At 57.8% G+C, this 16,450-nt stretch carries 14 protein-coding genes and 1 other RNA gene; 7 read left to right on the top strand and 8 right to left on the bottom strand.

Going from position 1 to position 16,450, the window contains the following annotated elements; translation table 11 throughout:
- The 3 genes from BM036_RS20045 to BM036_RS20615 all read right to left on the bottom strand — a co-directional run.
- Positions 1–200: helix-turn-helix domain-containing protein (locus BM036_RS20045; RefSeq protein ID WP_177185973.1), on the bottom strand; the 200-nt coding region annotated here is incomplete at its 3' end.
- 98 nt (positions 201–298) lie between these two features.
- A complete protein-coding gene (locus tag BM036_RS20495) occupies positions 299–523 on the bottom strand; it encodes a transposase (protein ID WP_091848706.1) in 225 nt (74 codons plus the stop codon).
- 40 nt (positions 524–563) lie between these two features.
- Complete coding sequence (locus BM036_RS20615) at positions 564–797, bottom strand: transposase family protein (RefSeq protein WP_483869229.1); 234 nt, start codon at positions 795–797, stop codon at positions 564–566.
- 239 nt (positions 798–1,036) lie between these two features.
- Here BM036_RS20615 and BM036_RS02730 point away from each other — a divergent pair, with 239 nt between their 5' ends.
- The 3 genes from BM036_RS02730 to ssrA all read left to right on the top strand — a co-directional run bounded on the left by BM036_RS02730 (position 1,037) and on the right by ssrA (position 3,278).
- A complete protein-coding gene (locus tag BM036_RS02730) occupies positions 1,037–2,239 on the top strand; it encodes an RNA-guided endonuclease InsQ/TnpB family protein (protein ID WP_091848707.1) in 1,203 nt (400 codons plus the stop codon).
- Between the two features lie 111 nt (positions 2,240–2,350).
- Positions 2,351–2,827, top strand: coding sequence for an SsrA-binding protein SmpB (smpB, locus tag BM036_RS02735; RefSeq protein ID WP_091848708.1), 477 nt, complete (start codon positions 2,351–2,353; stop codon positions 2,825–2,827).
- A gap of 93 nt (positions 2,828–2,920) precedes the next feature.
- Positions 2,921–3,278, top strand: a transfer-messenger RNA (tmRNA) gene (gene ssrA / locus BM036_RS02740).
- A 269-nt stretch (positions 3,279–3,547) separates the two neighbouring features.
- On the opposite strand, the gene BM036_RS20240 is transcribed toward ssrA, so the two are convergent.
- On the bottom strand, positions 3,548–4,249 hold the full coding sequence (locus tag BM036_RS20240) for a PEP-CTERM sorting domain-containing protein (protein WP_091848709.1): 702 nt from the start codon (positions 4,247–4,249) through the stop codon (positions 3,548–3,550).
- A gap of 577 nt (positions 4,250–4,826) precedes the next feature.
- Here BM036_RS20240 and BM036_RS02750 point away from each other — a divergent pair.
- The 3 genes from BM036_RS02750 (at position 4,827) to BM036_RS02760 (ending at position 9,115) form a co-directional block, all read left to right on the top strand.
- Positions 4,827–5,483 carry a PEP-CTERM sorting domain-containing protein gene (locus BM036_RS02750; RefSeq protein WP_091848710.1) on the top strand — a complete coding sequence of 219 codons (657 nt, stop codon included), beginning with the start codon at positions 4,827–4,829 and terminating at the stop codon, positions 5,481–5,483.
- A 487-nt stretch (positions 5,484–5,970) separates the two neighbouring features.
- Positions 5,971–7,863, top strand: a complete 1,893-nt coding sequence (locus BM036_RS02755; RefSeq protein WP_143066556.1) for a methyl-accepting chemotaxis protein — start codon at positions 5,971–5,973, stop codon at positions 7,861–7,863.
- Between the two features lie 139 nt (positions 7,864–8,002).
- Positions 8,003–9,115 (top strand): S-(hydroxymethyl)glutathione dehydrogenase/class III alcohol dehydrogenase, encoded by a 1,113-nt coding sequence (locus BM036_RS02760; protein WP_091848712.1) that lies wholly within the window; start codon positions 8,003–8,005, stop codon positions 9,113–9,115.
- Positions 9,116–9,144: 29 nt separating this feature from the next.
- On the opposite strand, the gene BM036_RS02765 is transcribed toward BM036_RS02760, so the two are convergent.
- From BM036_RS02765 to mqo, 3 genes are all read right to left on the bottom strand, one after another.
- On the bottom strand, positions 9,145–11,151 hold the full coding sequence (locus tag BM036_RS02765; RefSeq protein WP_091848969.1) for a hypothetical protein: 2,007 nt from the start codon (positions 11,149–11,151) through the stop codon (positions 9,145–9,147).
- 109 nt (positions 11,152–11,260) lie between these two features.
- A complete protein-coding gene (locus BM036_RS02770) occupies positions 11,261–12,499 on the bottom strand; it encodes an ATP-grasp domain-containing protein (protein ID WP_091848713.1) in 1,239 nt (412 codons plus the stop codon).
- A gap of 252 nt (positions 12,500–12,751) precedes the next feature.
- Positions 12,752–14,245, bottom strand: coding sequence for a malate dehydrogenase (quinone) (mqo, locus tag BM036_RS02775; protein ID WP_091848714.1), 1,494 nt, complete (start codon positions 14,243–14,245; stop codon positions 12,752–12,754).
- Between the two features lie 376 nt (positions 14,246–14,621).
- On the opposite strand from mqo, the gene BM036_RS02780 reads away from it, so the two are divergent.
- Entirely contained in the window at positions 14,622–15,623 is a 1,002-nt protein-coding gene (locus BM036_RS02780; protein WP_091848715.1) for a calcium/sodium antiporter, read from the top strand.
- A gap of 55 nt (positions 15,624–15,678) precedes the next feature.
- Here BM036_RS02780 and BM036_RS02785 read toward each other — a convergent pair whose 3' ends face one another.
- Positions 15,679–16,443, bottom strand: coding sequence for a lysophospholipid acyltransferase family protein (locus tag BM036_RS02785; protein ID WP_091848716.1), 765 nt, complete (start codon positions 16,441–16,443; stop codon positions 15,679–15,681).
- Between the last annotated feature and the right edge of the window lie 7 nt (positions 16,444–16,450).

Consider the following 16,450-nt stretch of genomic DNA (forward strand, 5'->3'; position numbering starts at 1 on the left):
AGCTTTCTGGGTTGCCCGGGTCTTGGTGCATCCTGAAGACCGCTCAGGCCCTGTTCGGTGTAACGATTACGCCACTTGAATACCGTGGCCGTCGTGGTTCCCAGTCGCTCAGCAACGACTTTGGGTGATTCACCGGCATTCAGGGCCAAAACGATTCGCGCTCGCAGAACGAGATTCTGACTCAGCGTGCTTGTTCGCAACCAGCTTTCCAACTCCAGTTGATCGTTTACCGTAAGATTAAAGGGAGCTGGTTTCCGGGCCAAAACAGAGTCTCCAAACTCGTGAATAATAGCTCGAATTATAGCATATATGCGCTTAGGAAATACCCGGACGGAACACTAGCGCATCGAGTGACCCGACTCCACCATATCAGCTTGCGGGTGGCATCAAGCGTACGGGTCAGCACCTGTGCAACATGGAAATGATCGAAGGCGTTCTCGATATGGGCAAACGTGGCTTGCTGATGCACCGGCCTCATATCCATGGATATCGAAATGACCGATTGTCTGCGCGCCTTATTCAGGCTGACGTAAAAACAAGCGAGGCTGCCCTGAGCAAACTGATCACGAAGGCTTCAAACAGCACGTGTACCGACTGTTCTGATCAGCCCAAGGCACATTGATCGTCAGGCAGCCATGCTCCAGACACTGTACACGAGGGACCTGAACAACCACCGGCGTTCGGAACTGATAGCTATCGAGGTGACGCCAACGACGTTCCCGGGGATCGTAACCGGGACAGGCACGGCCATATTGAGGGCAGACAAGCGCCGTGCCTTTGACTATGTCTATGTCTATCTGGACTAAGACTTCACTCCGGTTTTTATCAAGCTCAACGTCTGAGACAAGCCAGGGCGCCGAGAGCCCAGGAACCTGCTCATAGAGAGTCTATTGATCCAATATCGATCACCACCCAACCGGTTAATCCAATGGGATAACATTGGCCAAAAACGGCAAGGAAATAAAGGCTTACCCACTATTTGCCCAATAAAAGAAGTGAAAAGCCACGGATGAACAGCTTATGTTAAGATGACCATATGATTATTCGCCAGGGCTTTAAATTTCGACTGGGTGCCAGTGATGTGCAGAGCGCCCGCCTTCGGGTGTTGTGCGGTCATGCCCGCTATGTCTGGAATCAGGCCCTGGAGAAATGCAATGAGTCAGCGGATACCAAGGGCGCGTACGTGCCCCGATACGAGACGATGGCCAAATGGGTCACGGCCTGGAAGCGCGCCCCGGAAACCGAATGGCTTAAAGACGCCTACACCGACAACCTGCAACAGAAGTTGAAGGATTTGGACGCAGCCTGGCAGCGGTACTATAAGAAGATCGAAGGCGCGCAGCGTCCTCGCTTCAAGAAAAAGGGACAATCGCGAGACAGCGTTCGCTTCGTCAACTTCCAGAAATACTGTCGGATCGAGAATCGGCGGGTGAAACTGCCGGCAAGCCTCGGCTGGATAAAGTTTCGCAAATCCCGTGAGATCGTCGGCACGATCAAAAACTGCACGGTCGGCTTTGAGGGCGGACACTGGTTTATCAGCTTCCAGACCGAACGGGAGATTCCTGAGCCGGCGCATACCTCTACCTCGATGATCGGCGTGGATATGGGCGTAGCCCGCTTTCTGACCTTATCCGACGGCACGTTTATCGAGCCGGTGGGTGCATTCAAGGCCAATCAGCTCAAGCTGGCTCGGGCGCAACGCGCCCTTGCCCGCAAGGTTAAATTCTCGGCTAACTGGCAAATACAGAAAGCCAAGATCAACCGACTGCACACCCGCATCGCCAACATCCGGCGCGACTATCTGCACAAAGCCTCCGATCGACTCAGCAAAAACCACGCAATGATCGTGATCGAGGATTTAAAGGTAGGGAATATGTCGCGCTCGGCCAAAGGCGATCAAGAAAACCCGGGCGTGAACGTTAAAGCCAAGTCCGGTCTGAACCGGAGCATTCTGGATCAGGGTTGGTACGAATTCCGGCGACAACTGACCTACAAGCAGGCGTTTCGGGGTGGTGAAGTGCTGGCGGTGCCAGCACACCACACCAGCCAGACCTGCCCGAAATGCCAGCACGTCAGTCCGGACAATCGCACCTCGCAGGCCTGCTTCCGTTGTGTTCAGTGTAGTTTTGAGCAAAATGCCGATGTGGTCGGTGCGATCAACATCAAAGCGCGAGGGCATCGCGTATTAGCCTGTGGAGAGTCTGGGTTACCGGACTCGGTGAAGCAGGAACCTGTGTGAAACTGTGAGGGACTAGCACCCGGCGCCGCCTAGCGGAGCATGGAATCCCCCACCGACGCAGGTAGGGGAGGAAGTCAAAGTCAGACACCGAATATCCAACGGAAAGACTTCATGAGCAAGAAGAAACCGGCAAACTCCGGGGGCACCATAGCCCTTAACAAGAAGGCCCGGCACGAATACCACATCGAGGAGCGCCTCGAGGCCGGCGTGCAGTTGCTGGGCTGGGAGGTCAAATCCCTGCGGGAGGGCAAGGGCCAGATTACCGAGGCCTACGTGCTTTTCCGTGACGGTGAAGCGTTTCTGTTCAACGCCCAGATTACGCCACTGAACACCGCTTCCACACACGTGATTGCCGACCCGACGCGCACCCGCAAACTGTTGCTGCACGCCAAGGAAATCGCGCGGCTGATGGGCAAGGTGGACCAGGCCGGCCACACCTGCGTGCCACTGGCCCTGTACTGGAAAAAGAACAAGGTGAAGTGCGAAATTGCCCTGGTAAAAGGCAAGAAGCTGTACGACAAGCGCGCCACCGAGAAAGAGCGCGACTGGAATCGCCAGAAGCAGCGCATCATGCGAGAGCATACCTAGATCGCGGGCGACAGGGTTACGGGTAACTACCGACCGGCATTTGCGGAAAGTGCTTGAAGTCTCTGGAAGCGGCCCCATATACTGATCATACAAGGGGGCGACATGGCTTCGACGCCGGTAGCGAACCCTTGGGTGCATGTCGAGATGGCAGCCAATCTCGTTAATCCAAAGCTGCAAGCAATAGTCGCAAACGACGACAACTACGCACTGGCGGCGTAAGCCGCTGGTCGTCCTGACCCGGGTGCCTGTAAACGGGTATTTCAGGACGTCATAGCTAACAGGCTGCTCCTTTAACCAGAGCTCACTGGTTGAAGGCTAAGATTCAAAGAGCTCGCCTTTTGCACCCTGGCCTTCGGGTCGCACCAGGTTAAACGAATAGAAGGACACTAAACATGTAGAGCTCAAGGCAGAGTACTGGCGGACGCGGGTTCAATTCCCGCCGCCTCCACCAAACAAAGTGTTTTCGGGCTTCCCCGGAACCTACCACCACGAAAGCCCCGCCAGTCGAGGCTTTCGTCATTTTAAGGTTCGGGAGAATCTGGTTTTTTAGAGCTGAATTCTTGAAACAACCTGCACCACCTTTTTTGGGCGTAGGCGAGGAGCATTGATAACCCCACCTCAGGCAAAGCCTATCTAACGGTCAGCTGCTACTCGCGACCATCAGGTCCCAAAGGCGCTCTTCCCTGAGCCAAGTGCTTTCTAAGGAGACCTATCCTTTATTTAGACCGAGAACCTGCGGCGGGCAGCGCCGAGACCAAGGAGGCCAAGGCCTAGAAGCCCCAAAGTTCCCGGTTCTGGAACTGAACTCGTGAAGTTATCGAAGCCGAGGCCGACACCAAACTCTTTGGTACCGGCAAATTCAAAATTGATCTGATCGAAGACCGCACCGTTCAGCTCGAAAAACCAGGGCAAACCGTCCATTGATAAAGTTCCGTTGTTGAATCCTTCTGGACTTGCTACTGACAGAACCTCGCTACCATTGTTTAACGCAACCACGTTCCACTTCTCGGTTCCCTGGCCGGAATTGCCATCAATATCCCAAATCTCACCGGAAGCGCCGGTAACGATCCCATCATAGAAAATGGAAAGGAAGATTGACCCGCTGCCTCGCTGGCCAATTTCTCCCTCAGTGCGAACGAACCAATTGCCAAGGCCGGGGGTTCCATTCGAAAGATCTACATCCGGCGATGAAACCTGGTCGGTTATGAAACCCTGTGGGTTGGCGTCGTCTCCACCCGATGCCTCGATGAAGCCTCCAGAAAACACCACGCTATTGGTACCTTGGTACTCATTAGTTACTGCATCGTTATCAACGAGGCCCCGAACATTTGCATCCTCAAAATCTATGAAGCTGGCAGCTGCGGACCCAGACGTAAGGATCGCAATCGCAGCACCAAGCCCTGTCATCTTACGAATCATCATGAAACTCCTTCTTGGGGTTGACTCGCCATACCCGAAAGCAAAATTTCAGCCAACAAAATATATCCTTTACATTTCATGATATTAAAAACAAAAACATCAATGACAGACCCCCTTATGTAAAGAACCCCGACACTTCCCTGAAGAGCATCAATCTTTGCAGAGCGGGAGGAGACAACAAACGGAGACCGACATACCCTCGCTTTGCAGCGTGTCCCGCACTGTTCCCCGCATTCCAGCCAGGGCGAAATCGCGACAAGAGAGCCACTTAGAGAAGCCAAATGGTCAAAGCGGAACCTACATTGCTCAGGAGCGACTGACGTTCGCCCAGACATACAAATAAAAATGGCCCTTAGCAGGCCAACCTTAAAAGCCCCTCAATTACGTCGGTTATATTTACACATCTGACTCCAGCGCATAGCCAATAAAAAGAAACCTTCAATAAATTCAGCTTGATAAGTCGGGCCGGCTTGAAATTTGCAATAGAGCGAACGACTCGCTCCAAAAAGTTATCTCTGCATCATTTGATGTGGCATGGGGTTCTGTTTCCCAAAACGTTAGCTATTTGAGGTATCAAAAAATGAAGAAGCGAATACTTTTAGGCATTGCTGCCGCAGCAATCTCCGCTCAACCGGCATCCGCTGCTCTAATCAGTTGGACAGACTGGACATCCGCCACGAACGGTGCAGCAGGCTCAGCTTCGGGCACTATGGGAAGTGTCTCGGTTGAATATTCGGGTGACGTGAATTTTGCGCAGCTCGGCACCGGTACGAATTATTGGACGGAGGGCACACCGGCACCCTATACCGCCAGTAGCTTTATCGACAATGCGCCGACAGCATCTGAAATGATCGCTATGAGCCGCTCCGGAATCACAAACACAATCACCTTCTCCTCCGCCGTCGTAAATCCGATTTTCGCTATAGTCAGCCAGGGCCGGAATAGTCTTCCGGTAAGCTATGATTTCGACAGGCCCTTCACGGTGCTCAGCGAGGGTGAAGGATATTGGGGGAACGGGACGTATACGGTATCAGGCGGTGACATCCTCACCGGCAATGAATTCCATGGTGCCATTCAGTTTCAAGGGATCGTCAATTCGCTGAGCTGGGAAGCCGATCCAGAAGAGTTCTGGCATGGCTTCACTGTAGGCGTTGCGGCCGTTCCGGAGCCAGGAACCCTCGCTCTACTCACTTTGGGCCTTGCAGGACTTGTGACAGTACGCTCCCGTAGCAGCTGAAAGGTGCTTCGTCATGGCCATTGAGAACGGCTTTACGGCCTCAATGGCCATAACAAGCGCCCGCGCGGTTGGACAGCCATTAACCCTATGGAGATTTTACTTGATCGTTGCCTGAATGATGAACGTCATCATCCAAAGGGATACCGTTCAGCTTGATTGTTCGCTGAGAATGCACGTTTCCTCGGCATCGGCAAACCGCTTCAGGACTTGGTGAATCAATGACAGATATCCGATACCGTTCATAGCTGTTGTTCTCCCTGTAACAGTGAATGATTCTGGCTTGTGCGACTGGCATTATAGTCCCAGTCAGTGAGCCATGACTATTTCGAGATCACAGTTCACTCAGGTATGCCATCCCGCCACCAGACCATCTGTTCACTCCAGAAACACTTCGTAACCAAACTGTTTCAAGAAATAATCCCCGTCGCCGTTACGCTTCAATATAGTGACCATCATTGATAATAACAGTATCTGGGGAGTACCTCCTGTGAAGCGTTTGCTTTCCCTGTCGTGGCGACAGAAATTCGGGTTGTTGATTGCAGCAACCCTGGTCGGGCTGGTTCTGGTGGCCCTGGCGGCCTTGCGCGGCCTCGACCAGGTGTCGGAGTCCTATGAGGACCGTTCCTCAGCCAACCGCTATCAGAACGCGTCCCTCACGCTCTGGGGCGAGTGGTTACGCGTGGAGACGCTCAGTAACGGACTGGAAGCGGATGCGGTGGAGCGGTACCAGCAACAGCTGAGTGCACTGGAGAACCAGGCTGAGCAGCTGGTGACCCAGGCAGGGGCTATCTACGACGAGGGCATACAGGCAACCGCTGCCGAGATCCGCGAGCAGGTGTCTGCCTATGTGACGCTGCGCCGCCAGTGGCTTGAGCAGCGCGAGGCTCTGGGTCTGAATCCGTCATCAGGCATCCACGGCGAGCTGACCAGGGCCATGGATGAAGGACTACGCCAGATCAGTATCTCGATCATGAACGACGATATCGAGCTGGCCATGACCACCTACTCGGACTATCTGAACAACTTCACTCCGGAATCCGCTGAGCAGACTCACCAGGCCATCGATGGTATGGAGGAAACCATCACCAACATGGACTGGGGAGACAATGACCTGGGGCTGGCGGTAAAAGCGTTTGCCGGAGCCTTCGAGCGGGCGGAAGACCAGATCAACGCCATTATCGGGACGGAGCAACAGCTGGCCTCTCTGGGAAGTGAGCTGGAAGCGGTCATCGAACGCCAGAACCAGTCGCTGGAAACCGGACTTGTCGCCAGCACCACTGCCCGTGCTGAACAGGCCAGGGACGCCTCGGCGTGGCTGGTTATTATCGTATCCGGCGTGGTACTGGTGGTACTGGTGGTCACCCTCACCCAGGCGTCCCGCACCCTGGTCGGGCGGCTCAAGGATGCCGCCACGCTGCTGTCACGGGTCGCTGCTGGTGATCTCAGTGAGCGCCTGCAGATCGGCCGCAACCCCAATGACGAGTTCAATGCCCTTGGTGGTGCGTCCAACCAGATGGTAGACGATGTCTCCGGTGTTATCCGTGAGGTGCTCGACGGCAACCGGGACTTGGCCCGCCTGCAGGATGAACTGCAGCAACTGGTCCGCCAGATGAGCAGCAACAGCGAGCAGGTGGAAGCCCAGACCGAACAGGCCGCCGCCGCGGTGCAGGAAATTTCCCATACAGCTTCAGACATCGCCAAGCTGACCAATACCGTTAACCAGTCCACCCAGCAGGCCAGTGAGGCCGCCAGCCATGGCGCCACGGTGGTACGCAGCAATGGCGAGATCATGCAGGACCTGTCGGGCAAGATCCGCCAGACCCATGAGCAGGTGAAGAGCCTGAGCAAGACCGGCGAGAAGGTAAACACCATCGTCGACACCATCAATGGCCTGGCCGAACAGACCAACCTGCTGGCCCTTAATGCTGCCATCGAGGCGGCCCGTGCCGGCGAAGCTGGCCGGGGCTTCTCGGTAGTGGCAGACGAAGTACGCTCCCTTGCGGAAAAAACCGTCTCTGCCACCGCCGGCATCGCCGATATCGTCGACGCCCTTAACCGGGAAACCCGTGAAATCGGCGCTTTGATGGAACAGGGCCTGCAGCAGGCAAACTCCGGTGAGGAGAGTGCCGGCGAGGCAGTCGTGGTCATTGAGAAGATCACCCAGTCGATCCAGTCGCTGGCCAGCGACATGGAGCAAGTGGTGTCCTCCGTTGAGGGTATCTCCACCACCACGGAGGAGATCGCCCAGAAGGTTGAGCACATCCACGGCAGCGCCCTGGAGTCCCGCACCATCCGTGGCCACCTGGAAGACCATACCCGGGCGCTGGGGGACTGTTCCGAGTCCCTGAACCAGGCGTCTTCGGGTTTCCGCCTGGCCTGAACCTGCAGCCGCCGGGGGCCCTTGCCCCGGCGGCCTTCGCTGCTTTTACGGAAATTACTGCCCTTTCAGGTGATACAAAAACGGCTTTCTCCTCTATCCTTGCGGGTAATCCCCAAACTGACGGAAAGAGGAGTCTGACATGATCAAATCCCGAGCCGCCGTAGCGTTCGAACCGAACAAGCCCCTGGAAATCGTGGAAGTGGACGTGGAACCGCCCAAAGAGGGCGAGGTGCTGGTGCGCATCGTCGCCACCGGTGTCTGCCACACCGACGCCTACACCCTTTCCGGCGCCGACCCGGAGGGCATCTTCCCGGCCATTCTCGGCCATGAGGGTGGTGGTATCGTCGAGCAGGTGGGCCCTGGTGTGACCGGGCTTGAGGTGGGCGACCACGTGATTCCGCTGTACACCGCCGAATGCGGTCAGTGCAAGTTCTGCACCTCCGGCAAGACCAACCTTTGCGGAGCCGTGAGGGCCACCCAGGGCAAGGGTGTGATGCCGGATGGTACCTCCCGTTTCTCCTATCAGGGCAAGCCCATCTATCACTACATGGGCACCTCAACCTTCTCCGAATACACCGTACTGCCGGAAATCTCCCTGGCCAAGATCCCCAAGGATGCCCCGCTGGACAAAGTCTGCCTGCTGGGTTGTGGTGTCACCACCGGGATTGGCGCGGTGCTGAACACCGCCAAGGTTGAGGAAGGCGCCACCGTGGCCATCTTCGGTCTGGGCGGCATTGGCCTGGCCGCCATTATCGGCGCCACCATGGCCAAGGCGGGCCGTATTATTGCCATCGACATCAACCCGGCCAAGTTCGATATCGCGAAGCAGTTGGGCGCCACTGATGTGGTCAACCCTAACGACTACGACAAACCGCTTCAGGAAGTCATCATTGATATGACCGACGGCGGTGCAGACTACACCTTCGAATGCGTCGGTAACGTCAAGCTGATGCGGGCAGCACTGGAAGCCTGTCACAAGGGTTGGGGCGAGAGCACCATTATCGGTGTGGCCGGTGCCGGTGAGGAAATCAGTACCCGTCCGTTCCAGCTGGTCACCGGCCGGGTCTGGCGTGGTTCCGCCTTCGGTGGCGTGAAGGGTCGTACCGAGCTGCCGGGCTACGTTGCCAAGGCTCAGTCCGGGGAGATCCCGCTGGACGTGTTTATCACCCACGAAATGCAGCTGGAAGACATCAACAAGGCCTTCGACCTGATGCACGAAGGCAAGAGCATTCGCTCAGTGGTGCACGTCTGACGCAATAACCCTCCCTGTGGCGGCGCGGGTCAGGCTGGCCCGCTGTCCGCCTGCAGGGCAGCGCCGGGAACCCGGTCGGCTCCCCAACTGCGATAGACCATATCGTTGATTCGCTGGACGTCTTCTGCAGGGACGGTTTCCGGATCCCCCCGCTCCAGCGGGTCGAAATGGAAGATATACAGCCGCGAGGCGAACTCCTCGAAGGGCAATGACGCCTCCCCGAAACGCTCTCCGTTGCCTGATGTGCTCACAACGATCTCATCACCCCAGTTCTGCCCGCTGTCGTTATTGGGGTTGAAAAAGTACACCCGCATCTCGTCCTGCTGATCCAACCCAACGCGCAGTATGGTAATGGCATGCCAGCCGATAAACCGGGCCGCACTGTCGGTGACGGCGATGCCTGCCGGCTGGGGGTGGATCAGTGGCTGGTTGCCGTTGTAATAGGGGTGGTAACTGACATAGAAGTGACGGAGGAACCCATCCAGGTCCTCCAGTTGCCCCGTCGCCACGTCCACGTTAATACGGAAGCCGCGGCCGGACCACCAGCCATGGAACTCCGGGTTCACCCAGCGATGGGGGTCCCCTTCCCGGCCCGCGCACATGCGCCCCATCTCCGCGTAGATACGATCGAGGTGAGGCACCACCAGCAGGGAGACCGGATCGAGGTCGAGGCTGACCGCTGCCGCCACTCCGGATTCGCTGAGCCGGGAAGACACCGGCTGCCCCTCAAAGTGCATGATAATTTCGTCATCCCTGGCGGCCCAGGCGACCATCTGCAGCAGGTAATCCGGGTCGTTATAGGCCCACATGGACAGGGCCCGGGCGGACTGGCAGGTGGGATTATTCCCCTGCCCCACGCCCAGCGGCTGTCCCAGCATGGACAACACACCCTGGATCAGCCAGGCCCGGGGTTCCGGCGCCGGCCCGAAGGCCATGCGCAAGCGCTCCTCGGAATAGGGCGAAACCGGCAGCAACACCTGACGCCAAAGCCCCGGGGCTACGGGTGGCTGGTACAGGATGCCTCGCTCAAGCATCAGTGCCAGGCCATATACGCCCTGGCAGGTTTCCGGAAAAATGCCTTCGTGAATCAGGGCGTGGACCAGCTCCTGGTAGCACAGCAGGCAGTCCCGACCGGTGCTGGACAGGCCAAGGGCTTCACCCAGAAAGCTGGGGTGGGTGTTCAGCAGGTAACGTATGAGTACCGCGTGATACGGTGAAACCACGCCGGTATCGTGCATGGCCCGGGCGCAACCGGTGGCCTCGCTTTGCAAGGCCACCGAATCCATGGTGCGCAGGCGTTCCTGGTAGATCTCCACACCCGGATCTTCGCGGCACGCCTGGGTCGGACCAAACAGACTACTGATCAGTCGGTCAGCACCCTGCCCGCTGCCGCCCAGGTCGATATCGGGGTTGGCCCGGCACAGAGCGATCTGGGTGATCATCTGGCGGACATCGCCTACCTGGATGGGCCGCTGGTTCAGCATTCGCCAGATCTCGTCGATCAACTGGTCAATAACGTGCTCATAGCCGATACGCTCGGCCAGGTGGCGGATAACGTTGCGGCTGATGGTCGCCAGTTTCCCCTGCTGCTCCCGCTCCGCCTCAGACGGGGTGCCAAAAAGCAGCTCCAGGTTGATGGCCAGAACCTGGGCCAGGTAATGGTGGGCCTGTTCCGTCGACACATTGGGATGCAGGTAGCGCTCCATTGCCACAGCGAGCAATCTCAGCTCGCTGAGCGCCTCGACAACCACGGTTTCCATCTGCGGACTGCGCAGGGAGTGACTGGTCAGGGACGGAACCAGGATCTGCGGGTGAGCCCAGTCTGAGCCCTCAAAAACCCCGCATTGCTCGATAGCCTCGGCACGGGTTTCCACCTCGGCACAGCCGCCCTCCACCATCAATACCTGGCGGGCACTGTCCAGCAGGCGGGGCATTTTTGACAGCCTGGCGAACGGAGGGCTTGCAGCCACCAGTTCAATGGCGTCATCCAGACGTTTGACCCGGACGGCAAGCTTTTGCGCCGCCTCAGTGGACATCCCATGTTCATTGTTTTCGATCAAAACCCGAAATCCTCAGGGCATGCAGCCCGTAGCTGGTGTAGTGCATCGCCTTTTCTTGATGCACCACACGGATACTTCAGGTTGATTATACATAGAAGTCCAGGTCTTCCTGATGTTTCAGCAGGTCCCGCATGCGATAGGGATCGTCACCGAAGAAGTAGATGAGCCCCCAATGGGTGCCAAAGGCAGTCCGCTTGGTGACGGTTTCTTCCATTGGCGGTGTCAGCTCGTGGGACTCGAAGTACTCGTGGTCCTCGGTCTCTTCCGGCATCTCCAGCCGGCTGACCACCCGGCGACGGGGATAGACGCCAAAGCATCCTGCGTAGCCTTTAGCATCCACCACCTCTTTCGGGAAGAAGGCAGTAATCTCCTCATCCGTGGTCTTCGGATCAAAGGCAAGGATCATTCCCTGGTAGGCGTTAAAGCCATAGGCCCGCTCCAGTAACTCGAACACCTTGAAGCCCGGCGGGCGATAGGCCACCTCACCGAAGTACATGGTGCCGTCGCTGGTCACGAAATACTCCGGGTGCACAAAACCGAAGTCGATATCGAAGGTCTTGATCAATTTCTCGATCTCGGCCGTGATCTGCTGCCGGTACTTTTCCAGGTCGGGGGTGGCAGGCACGAACACGGAATAGCCCAGGGTGACGTACTCGGAGATGTTCAGGAAGCGGATCTTGCCGTTGTGAATCCACGCCTCTACCGCGAACTCCCAGCCGTCCAGGTGGGACTCCATCAGCACCGGGAACTCCTCGTCGGGGATGGTATCCACTTCGTCCGGTGTCCGGATAACACGGTGACCAAGGCAGCCGGCCTTGTCGAAGGCCTTCAGGTGGATCGGGTCGTTGGGGTCGCCATCCAGTTTCAGCAGGGTCTGGTTCACGCGCTTGAGAAAGCGAATGACGTCTTCCCGATCGTGGGCTTCCTCGAAGATACCCACCCGGATGCCGCCAAGCTGGGCACGACGCTTCATCAACGCCTTGTCCCGCAACAGCATGGCCTGGCCAAACAGGCGGGGGTTATCCAGCAGCACCGAGTTGATAGCGCCGGCCCATTCGACGGTTTCCTCGAACAGGGGGATGGCCACATTGACACCCATGTCTTTCAGGGTCTGGGCAATCTCTACCGAGCGGTCATTGAGGCGCTCGAAATTCCAGGGCACGTAGGGGATATCGTGTTCTTCACAGTAGGGCTCGGCCCAGTCCGGTGCGACCACCACGTACTGGCGATCAAAGGATTCGGCGGCCTCCACGGCGTTGAGGCTCCAGCCCAGCAACGCCACATAGCCCTTGTCGGGGTTAAACTTGCGCTCACGCTTTGCCATGGTTACTCCTTGAGTGTGCGATATTTCACATTTCTAAAGAGTATACTCATCAACGACTTTCACAGCTCATCGCCATTCCGGTCGCCTTGACAGGCAAGTCGTTGTTTTTTAAAGATATAAACGACAGGCAACAGGATCAGATCGATTAAGTCTTAGAGCTGCTCATTCAGATCAGGATCGAATATAGCCCGGGCGGGCAGAGAACCCGGAGCCTGCGTAATCCGTGTTACACAGGCCCCGGGAGATCGTTTGTCAGGCGTCTTCCTTAAGGCCCAACGTGGACAGGGTGCGCTCACGCACCTGGTTCAGCAATGCTTCATCATCCACCAGGGACTGGCCATAAGACGGGATAAGTTCCCGCAGACGTTCCTGCCATTCCGGGGTCTTGGCACGTTCGCCGAAGCAACGGTGAATCACATCAAGCATCGCATGGGCCGCGGTGGATGCTCCCGGTGACGCACCCAGCAGGGCAGCCAGGGAGCCGTCCTTCGCCGCCACGATTTCGGTGCCGAACTCCAGCTTGCCACCGCCTTCCTTGGTCTTCTTGATAATCTGCACTCGCTGACCGGCATTCTGCAGTCTCCAGTCCTCCTCCCGGGCGTCCGGGAAGAAGTTACGTAGAGAGGCCACCCGGTCACTGTGGGACTGGAACACCTCGCCGATCAGATAGCGGGTCAGGTCCATGTTGGTGCGACTGACAGACAGCATGGGCCTGAGGTTGGTGGGCTTCACCGAACCAAACAGATCGAACACCGAACCCTGCTTGAGGAAACGGGTGGTAAAACCGGCAAAGGGGCCGAACAGCAGGGCCGGCTCACCATTGATAATCCGCGTATCCAGGTGCGGTACAGACATGGGCGGAGCACCGATGGGCGCCTTGCCATAGACCTTGGCGTGGTGCTGGGTCACGATATCCTGCTTCTGGCAGACCAGCCACTGGCCACTGACGGGGAAGCCGCCATACCCCTTCGATTCATCAATGTCGGACTTCTGCAGCATGGGCAGGGCGCCACCACCGGCACCCAGGAACACAAAGCCGGCCTTGATCTTCTGCGTAGCGCCGGTTTTCTGGTTCTTGACCCGGACCGTCCAGGCGCCCTTCCCTTCCTTGCGGTACAGATCCTGCACCGGGGAACTCAGCATCAGTTCGAAGTTGGGCGTGCTTTCCAGGTACTTGACCATGCTGCGGGTCAGCGAGCCGAAATCCACATCGGCGCCATGACCAATACGGGTGGCTGCCACTCGCTGCATGGGGTCGCGGTTCTTGACCACCAGAGGCATCCACTCCTGCAGGGTTTCCGGGGACTCGGTGTATTCCATCTCCCGGAACAGGTGGTGGGCCTTGAGCTTTTCATAACGACGCTTGAGGAAGGCCACGCCATCGTCACCCCAGACAAAGCTCATGTGGGGCGTGCGGTTGATAAAGCTTTTCGGCTCCGGCAGCATGCCTTGTTCGACCAGCCAGGACCACAGCTGCAGGGAGATCTCGAAGGAAGAGTTGATGGTCAGTGCGCGGTCAATGCTCACGTCGCCATCGTCGTTTTCGGGGGTGTAGTTGAGTTCGCAGTAGCCGGCGTGGCCGGTACCGGCGTTGTTCCATCCGTCAGTGCTTTCATGGGCTACGTGATCAAGACGCTCCACCATGACGATGTCCAGGGACGGATCCAGCTGCCTGAGCATCATGCCGAGAGTGGCGCTCATGACGCCACCGCCGACCAGCACTACGTCTGCCTTTCTTACAGCCATTTGCTAGTCACCTTAGCGAGTTATTGAACCTGTCGGGCCCGCCACGATCAGCAGCACTGCCCGGAAAGTGTGACATTATCCCGGTTTTGGCGGGGATAATAAAATGCTGAGCATGCCAACTATTCACGCCTGAAAGAGGCAGACTCTCGGGAATTCTGGTGTTATTTAGCGCACCATGATGCGCACTATCACGTACGCAGTCACCGCAACTTTAGTCGGATGTTGAGGTAAAAACCCTTCACCTGCCATAGGGGATTACCGGGTGCTTACCTTTGAAACCGTTTTACGGTAACGTCCACGCCCACAGGAATACGAACGGATGTATCGCTCCGTTCAGTGACTGACCTGTTCTTTCATCTTGCTGAGGGATATTGGGATGCTGCTTGCCCTGCTCGCCATTGTTGCCGGCCTGGTCCTGCTGGTCTGGAGTGCTGATCGTTTCGTGGATGGCGCTGCCGCCACCGCCGCGCACCTGGGTATGTCTCCCCTCTTGATAGGCATGGTGGTGATCGGTTTTGGCACCTCGGCGCCAGAGCTTGCGGTGTCTGCCATTGCGGCGACCGATGGCAACCCCGGCCTGGCGCTGGGTAACGCCTACGGCTCCAATATCACCAACATTGCCCTGATTGTTGGCCTGGTGGCGCTGGTCAGCCCTATCCAGGTGCACTCCCAGATCCTGCACAAGGAACTGCCCATCCTGATCGGCATCACCCTGCTGGCCGGCTGGCAGCTGCTGGATGGCAACCTGTCCAGGCTGGACGGCTGGATACTGCTGGCAGTGTTTGCCGTGGTGATGGGCTGGTCCATCGTGCAGGGTATCCGGGGTAAAGGTGATGCACTCGGGGGTGAAACCGAGTCGGAACTCGCCGCACACCCCATGCCCCTGAACCGGGCACTGGTGTGGCTGGTAGTCGGCCTGGTGCTATTGCTGGTCAGCTCCCGCATGCTGGTATGGGGCGCGGTCTACGTGGCCCAGGCGCTGGGCGTCAGTGACCTGATCATCGGCCTGACCATCGTCGCCATCGGTACGTCGCTACCGGAGCTTGCCGCCGGCATCGCCTCCGTTCGCAAGAACGAGCATGACCTGATACTGGGCAATATTATCGGCTCCGGCATCTTCAATACCCTGGCGGTCGTGGGTATGGCCGCGGCTATCGAGCCCATGGCGGCTGAAAGCACCATTCTCTACCGGGACTGGTCCGTCATGGCGGCCGTCACCCTGGGCCTGTTCCTGATGGCCTTCGGCCTGTTTGGCGCCAAGCGGCTGATCCGGCGCTGGGAGGGGGCTGTGCTGATGGCCGTCTACATCGGCTACACCGGGTACCTGGCAAGCACCGTCATCAGTGCGGCTCGGGCCAGTGGCGTACCGGCGCTATAACTGGCGGCTCCGGGGGTCAGCTGCCAGACGCCCGGCTTCCGAAGGCAGTTTCCCGCTATCGGGCCTCACCGTCGCCCAACAGTTCTTCCATCTGGCTTCTCACCTGGGCCATCAGCTCCGGCAACTGTTCCCTGGTCATGCCGGATGTATCTATCGGCTTACCCACCTGCACCTCTACCGGCTGGCCCAGGTTGATCTTCCAGCTGCGAGCCTGAAGCACGTGGTGAACGCCACGAATGGCCATGGGCACTACCACCGCCTCGGTATCCAGCGCCAGGTGAAAACAGCCCTTCTTGAACGGCTGCAGCCGGGCATCGCTGGAACGGGTACCCTCCGGCGCTGCCCATAGCACGATTCCACTTTCCATCATTGCCCTTGCCCGGGCCAGGTCCTGCACCGCGCGATTGCGATTGTGGCGGTCAATGGACGGGAATTCCGCCGCCTTCATGGCGCCCCCAAGCAGGGGAATCCTGAACAGTTCCTTCTTGGCCAGCATGCGTATGGACCCGGGCATGGACACGAAGGTAATCGGAATATCGTAATGGCTGGCGTGCGTGCTCACTATGATATACCGCCGGCCATCACCAAAGTCTGGCACTTCGCCCCTTACGGTCAGGTTGGCGCGAACCATCCGCAGCAAGGTGGTGGACCAGCCCCGGGTGTAGGCGTCCACTGTGTTCCGGTCCAGCCGCCGCACGGCGGCCCTGCCCAGCACCAGAAGGCTGTAGATTGCCGTCAGGCCAAGTGAGCCAAGTATCACGGCCACACGCCGCAAAAGCGTCGCGGATTCGGTAAGGGGGTTGGTTCTGAGGCGAATCATGCGAGGG

It is taken from the genome of Marinobacter segnicrescens (assembly GCF_900111555.1).
GTDB classification, from domain to species: domain Bacteria; phylum Pseudomonadota; class Gammaproteobacteria; order Pseudomonadales; family Oleiphilaceae; genus Marinobacter; species Marinobacter segnicrescens.

Coding starts and splice junctions, on each gene's coding strand:
- BM036_RS02730 (WP_091848707.1), top strand. CDS start 1,037: ATGATTATTCGCCAGGGCTTTAAATTTCGACTGGGTGCCAGTGATGTG.
- smpB (WP_091848708.1), top strand. CDS start 2,351: ATGAGCAAGAAGAAACCGGCAAACTCCGGGGGCACCATAGCCCTTAAC.
- BM036_RS20240 (WP_091848709.1), bottom strand. CDS start 4,249: ATGATGATTCGTAAGATGACAGGGCTTGGTGCTGCGATTGCGATCCTT.
- BM036_RS02750 (WP_091848710.1), top strand. CDS start 4,827: ATGAAGAAGCGAATACTTTTAGGCATTGCTGCCGCAGCAATCTCCGCT.
- BM036_RS02760 (WP_091848712.1), top strand. CDS start 8,003: ATGATCAAATCCCGAGCCGCCGTAGCGTTCGAACCGAACAAGCCCCTG.
- BM036_RS02765 (WP_091848969.1), bottom strand. CDS start 11,151: ATGTCCACTGAGGCGGCGCAAAAGCTTGCCGTCCGGGTCAAACGTCTG.
- BM036_RS02770 (WP_091848713.1), bottom strand. CDS start 12,499: ATGGCAAAGCGTGAGCGCAAGTTTAACCCCGACAAGGGCTATGTGGCG.
- mqo (WP_091848714.1), bottom strand. CDS start 14,245: ATGGCTGTAAGAAAGGCAGACGTAGTGCTGGTCGGCGGTGGCGTCATG.
- BM036_RS02780 (WP_091848715.1), top strand. CDS start 14,622: ATGCTGCTTGCCCTGCTCGCCATTGTTGCCGGCCTGGTCCTGCTGGTC.
- BM036_RS02785 (WP_091848716.1), bottom strand. CDS start 16,443: ATGATTCGCCTCAGAACCAACCCCCTTACCGAATCCGCGACGCTTTTG.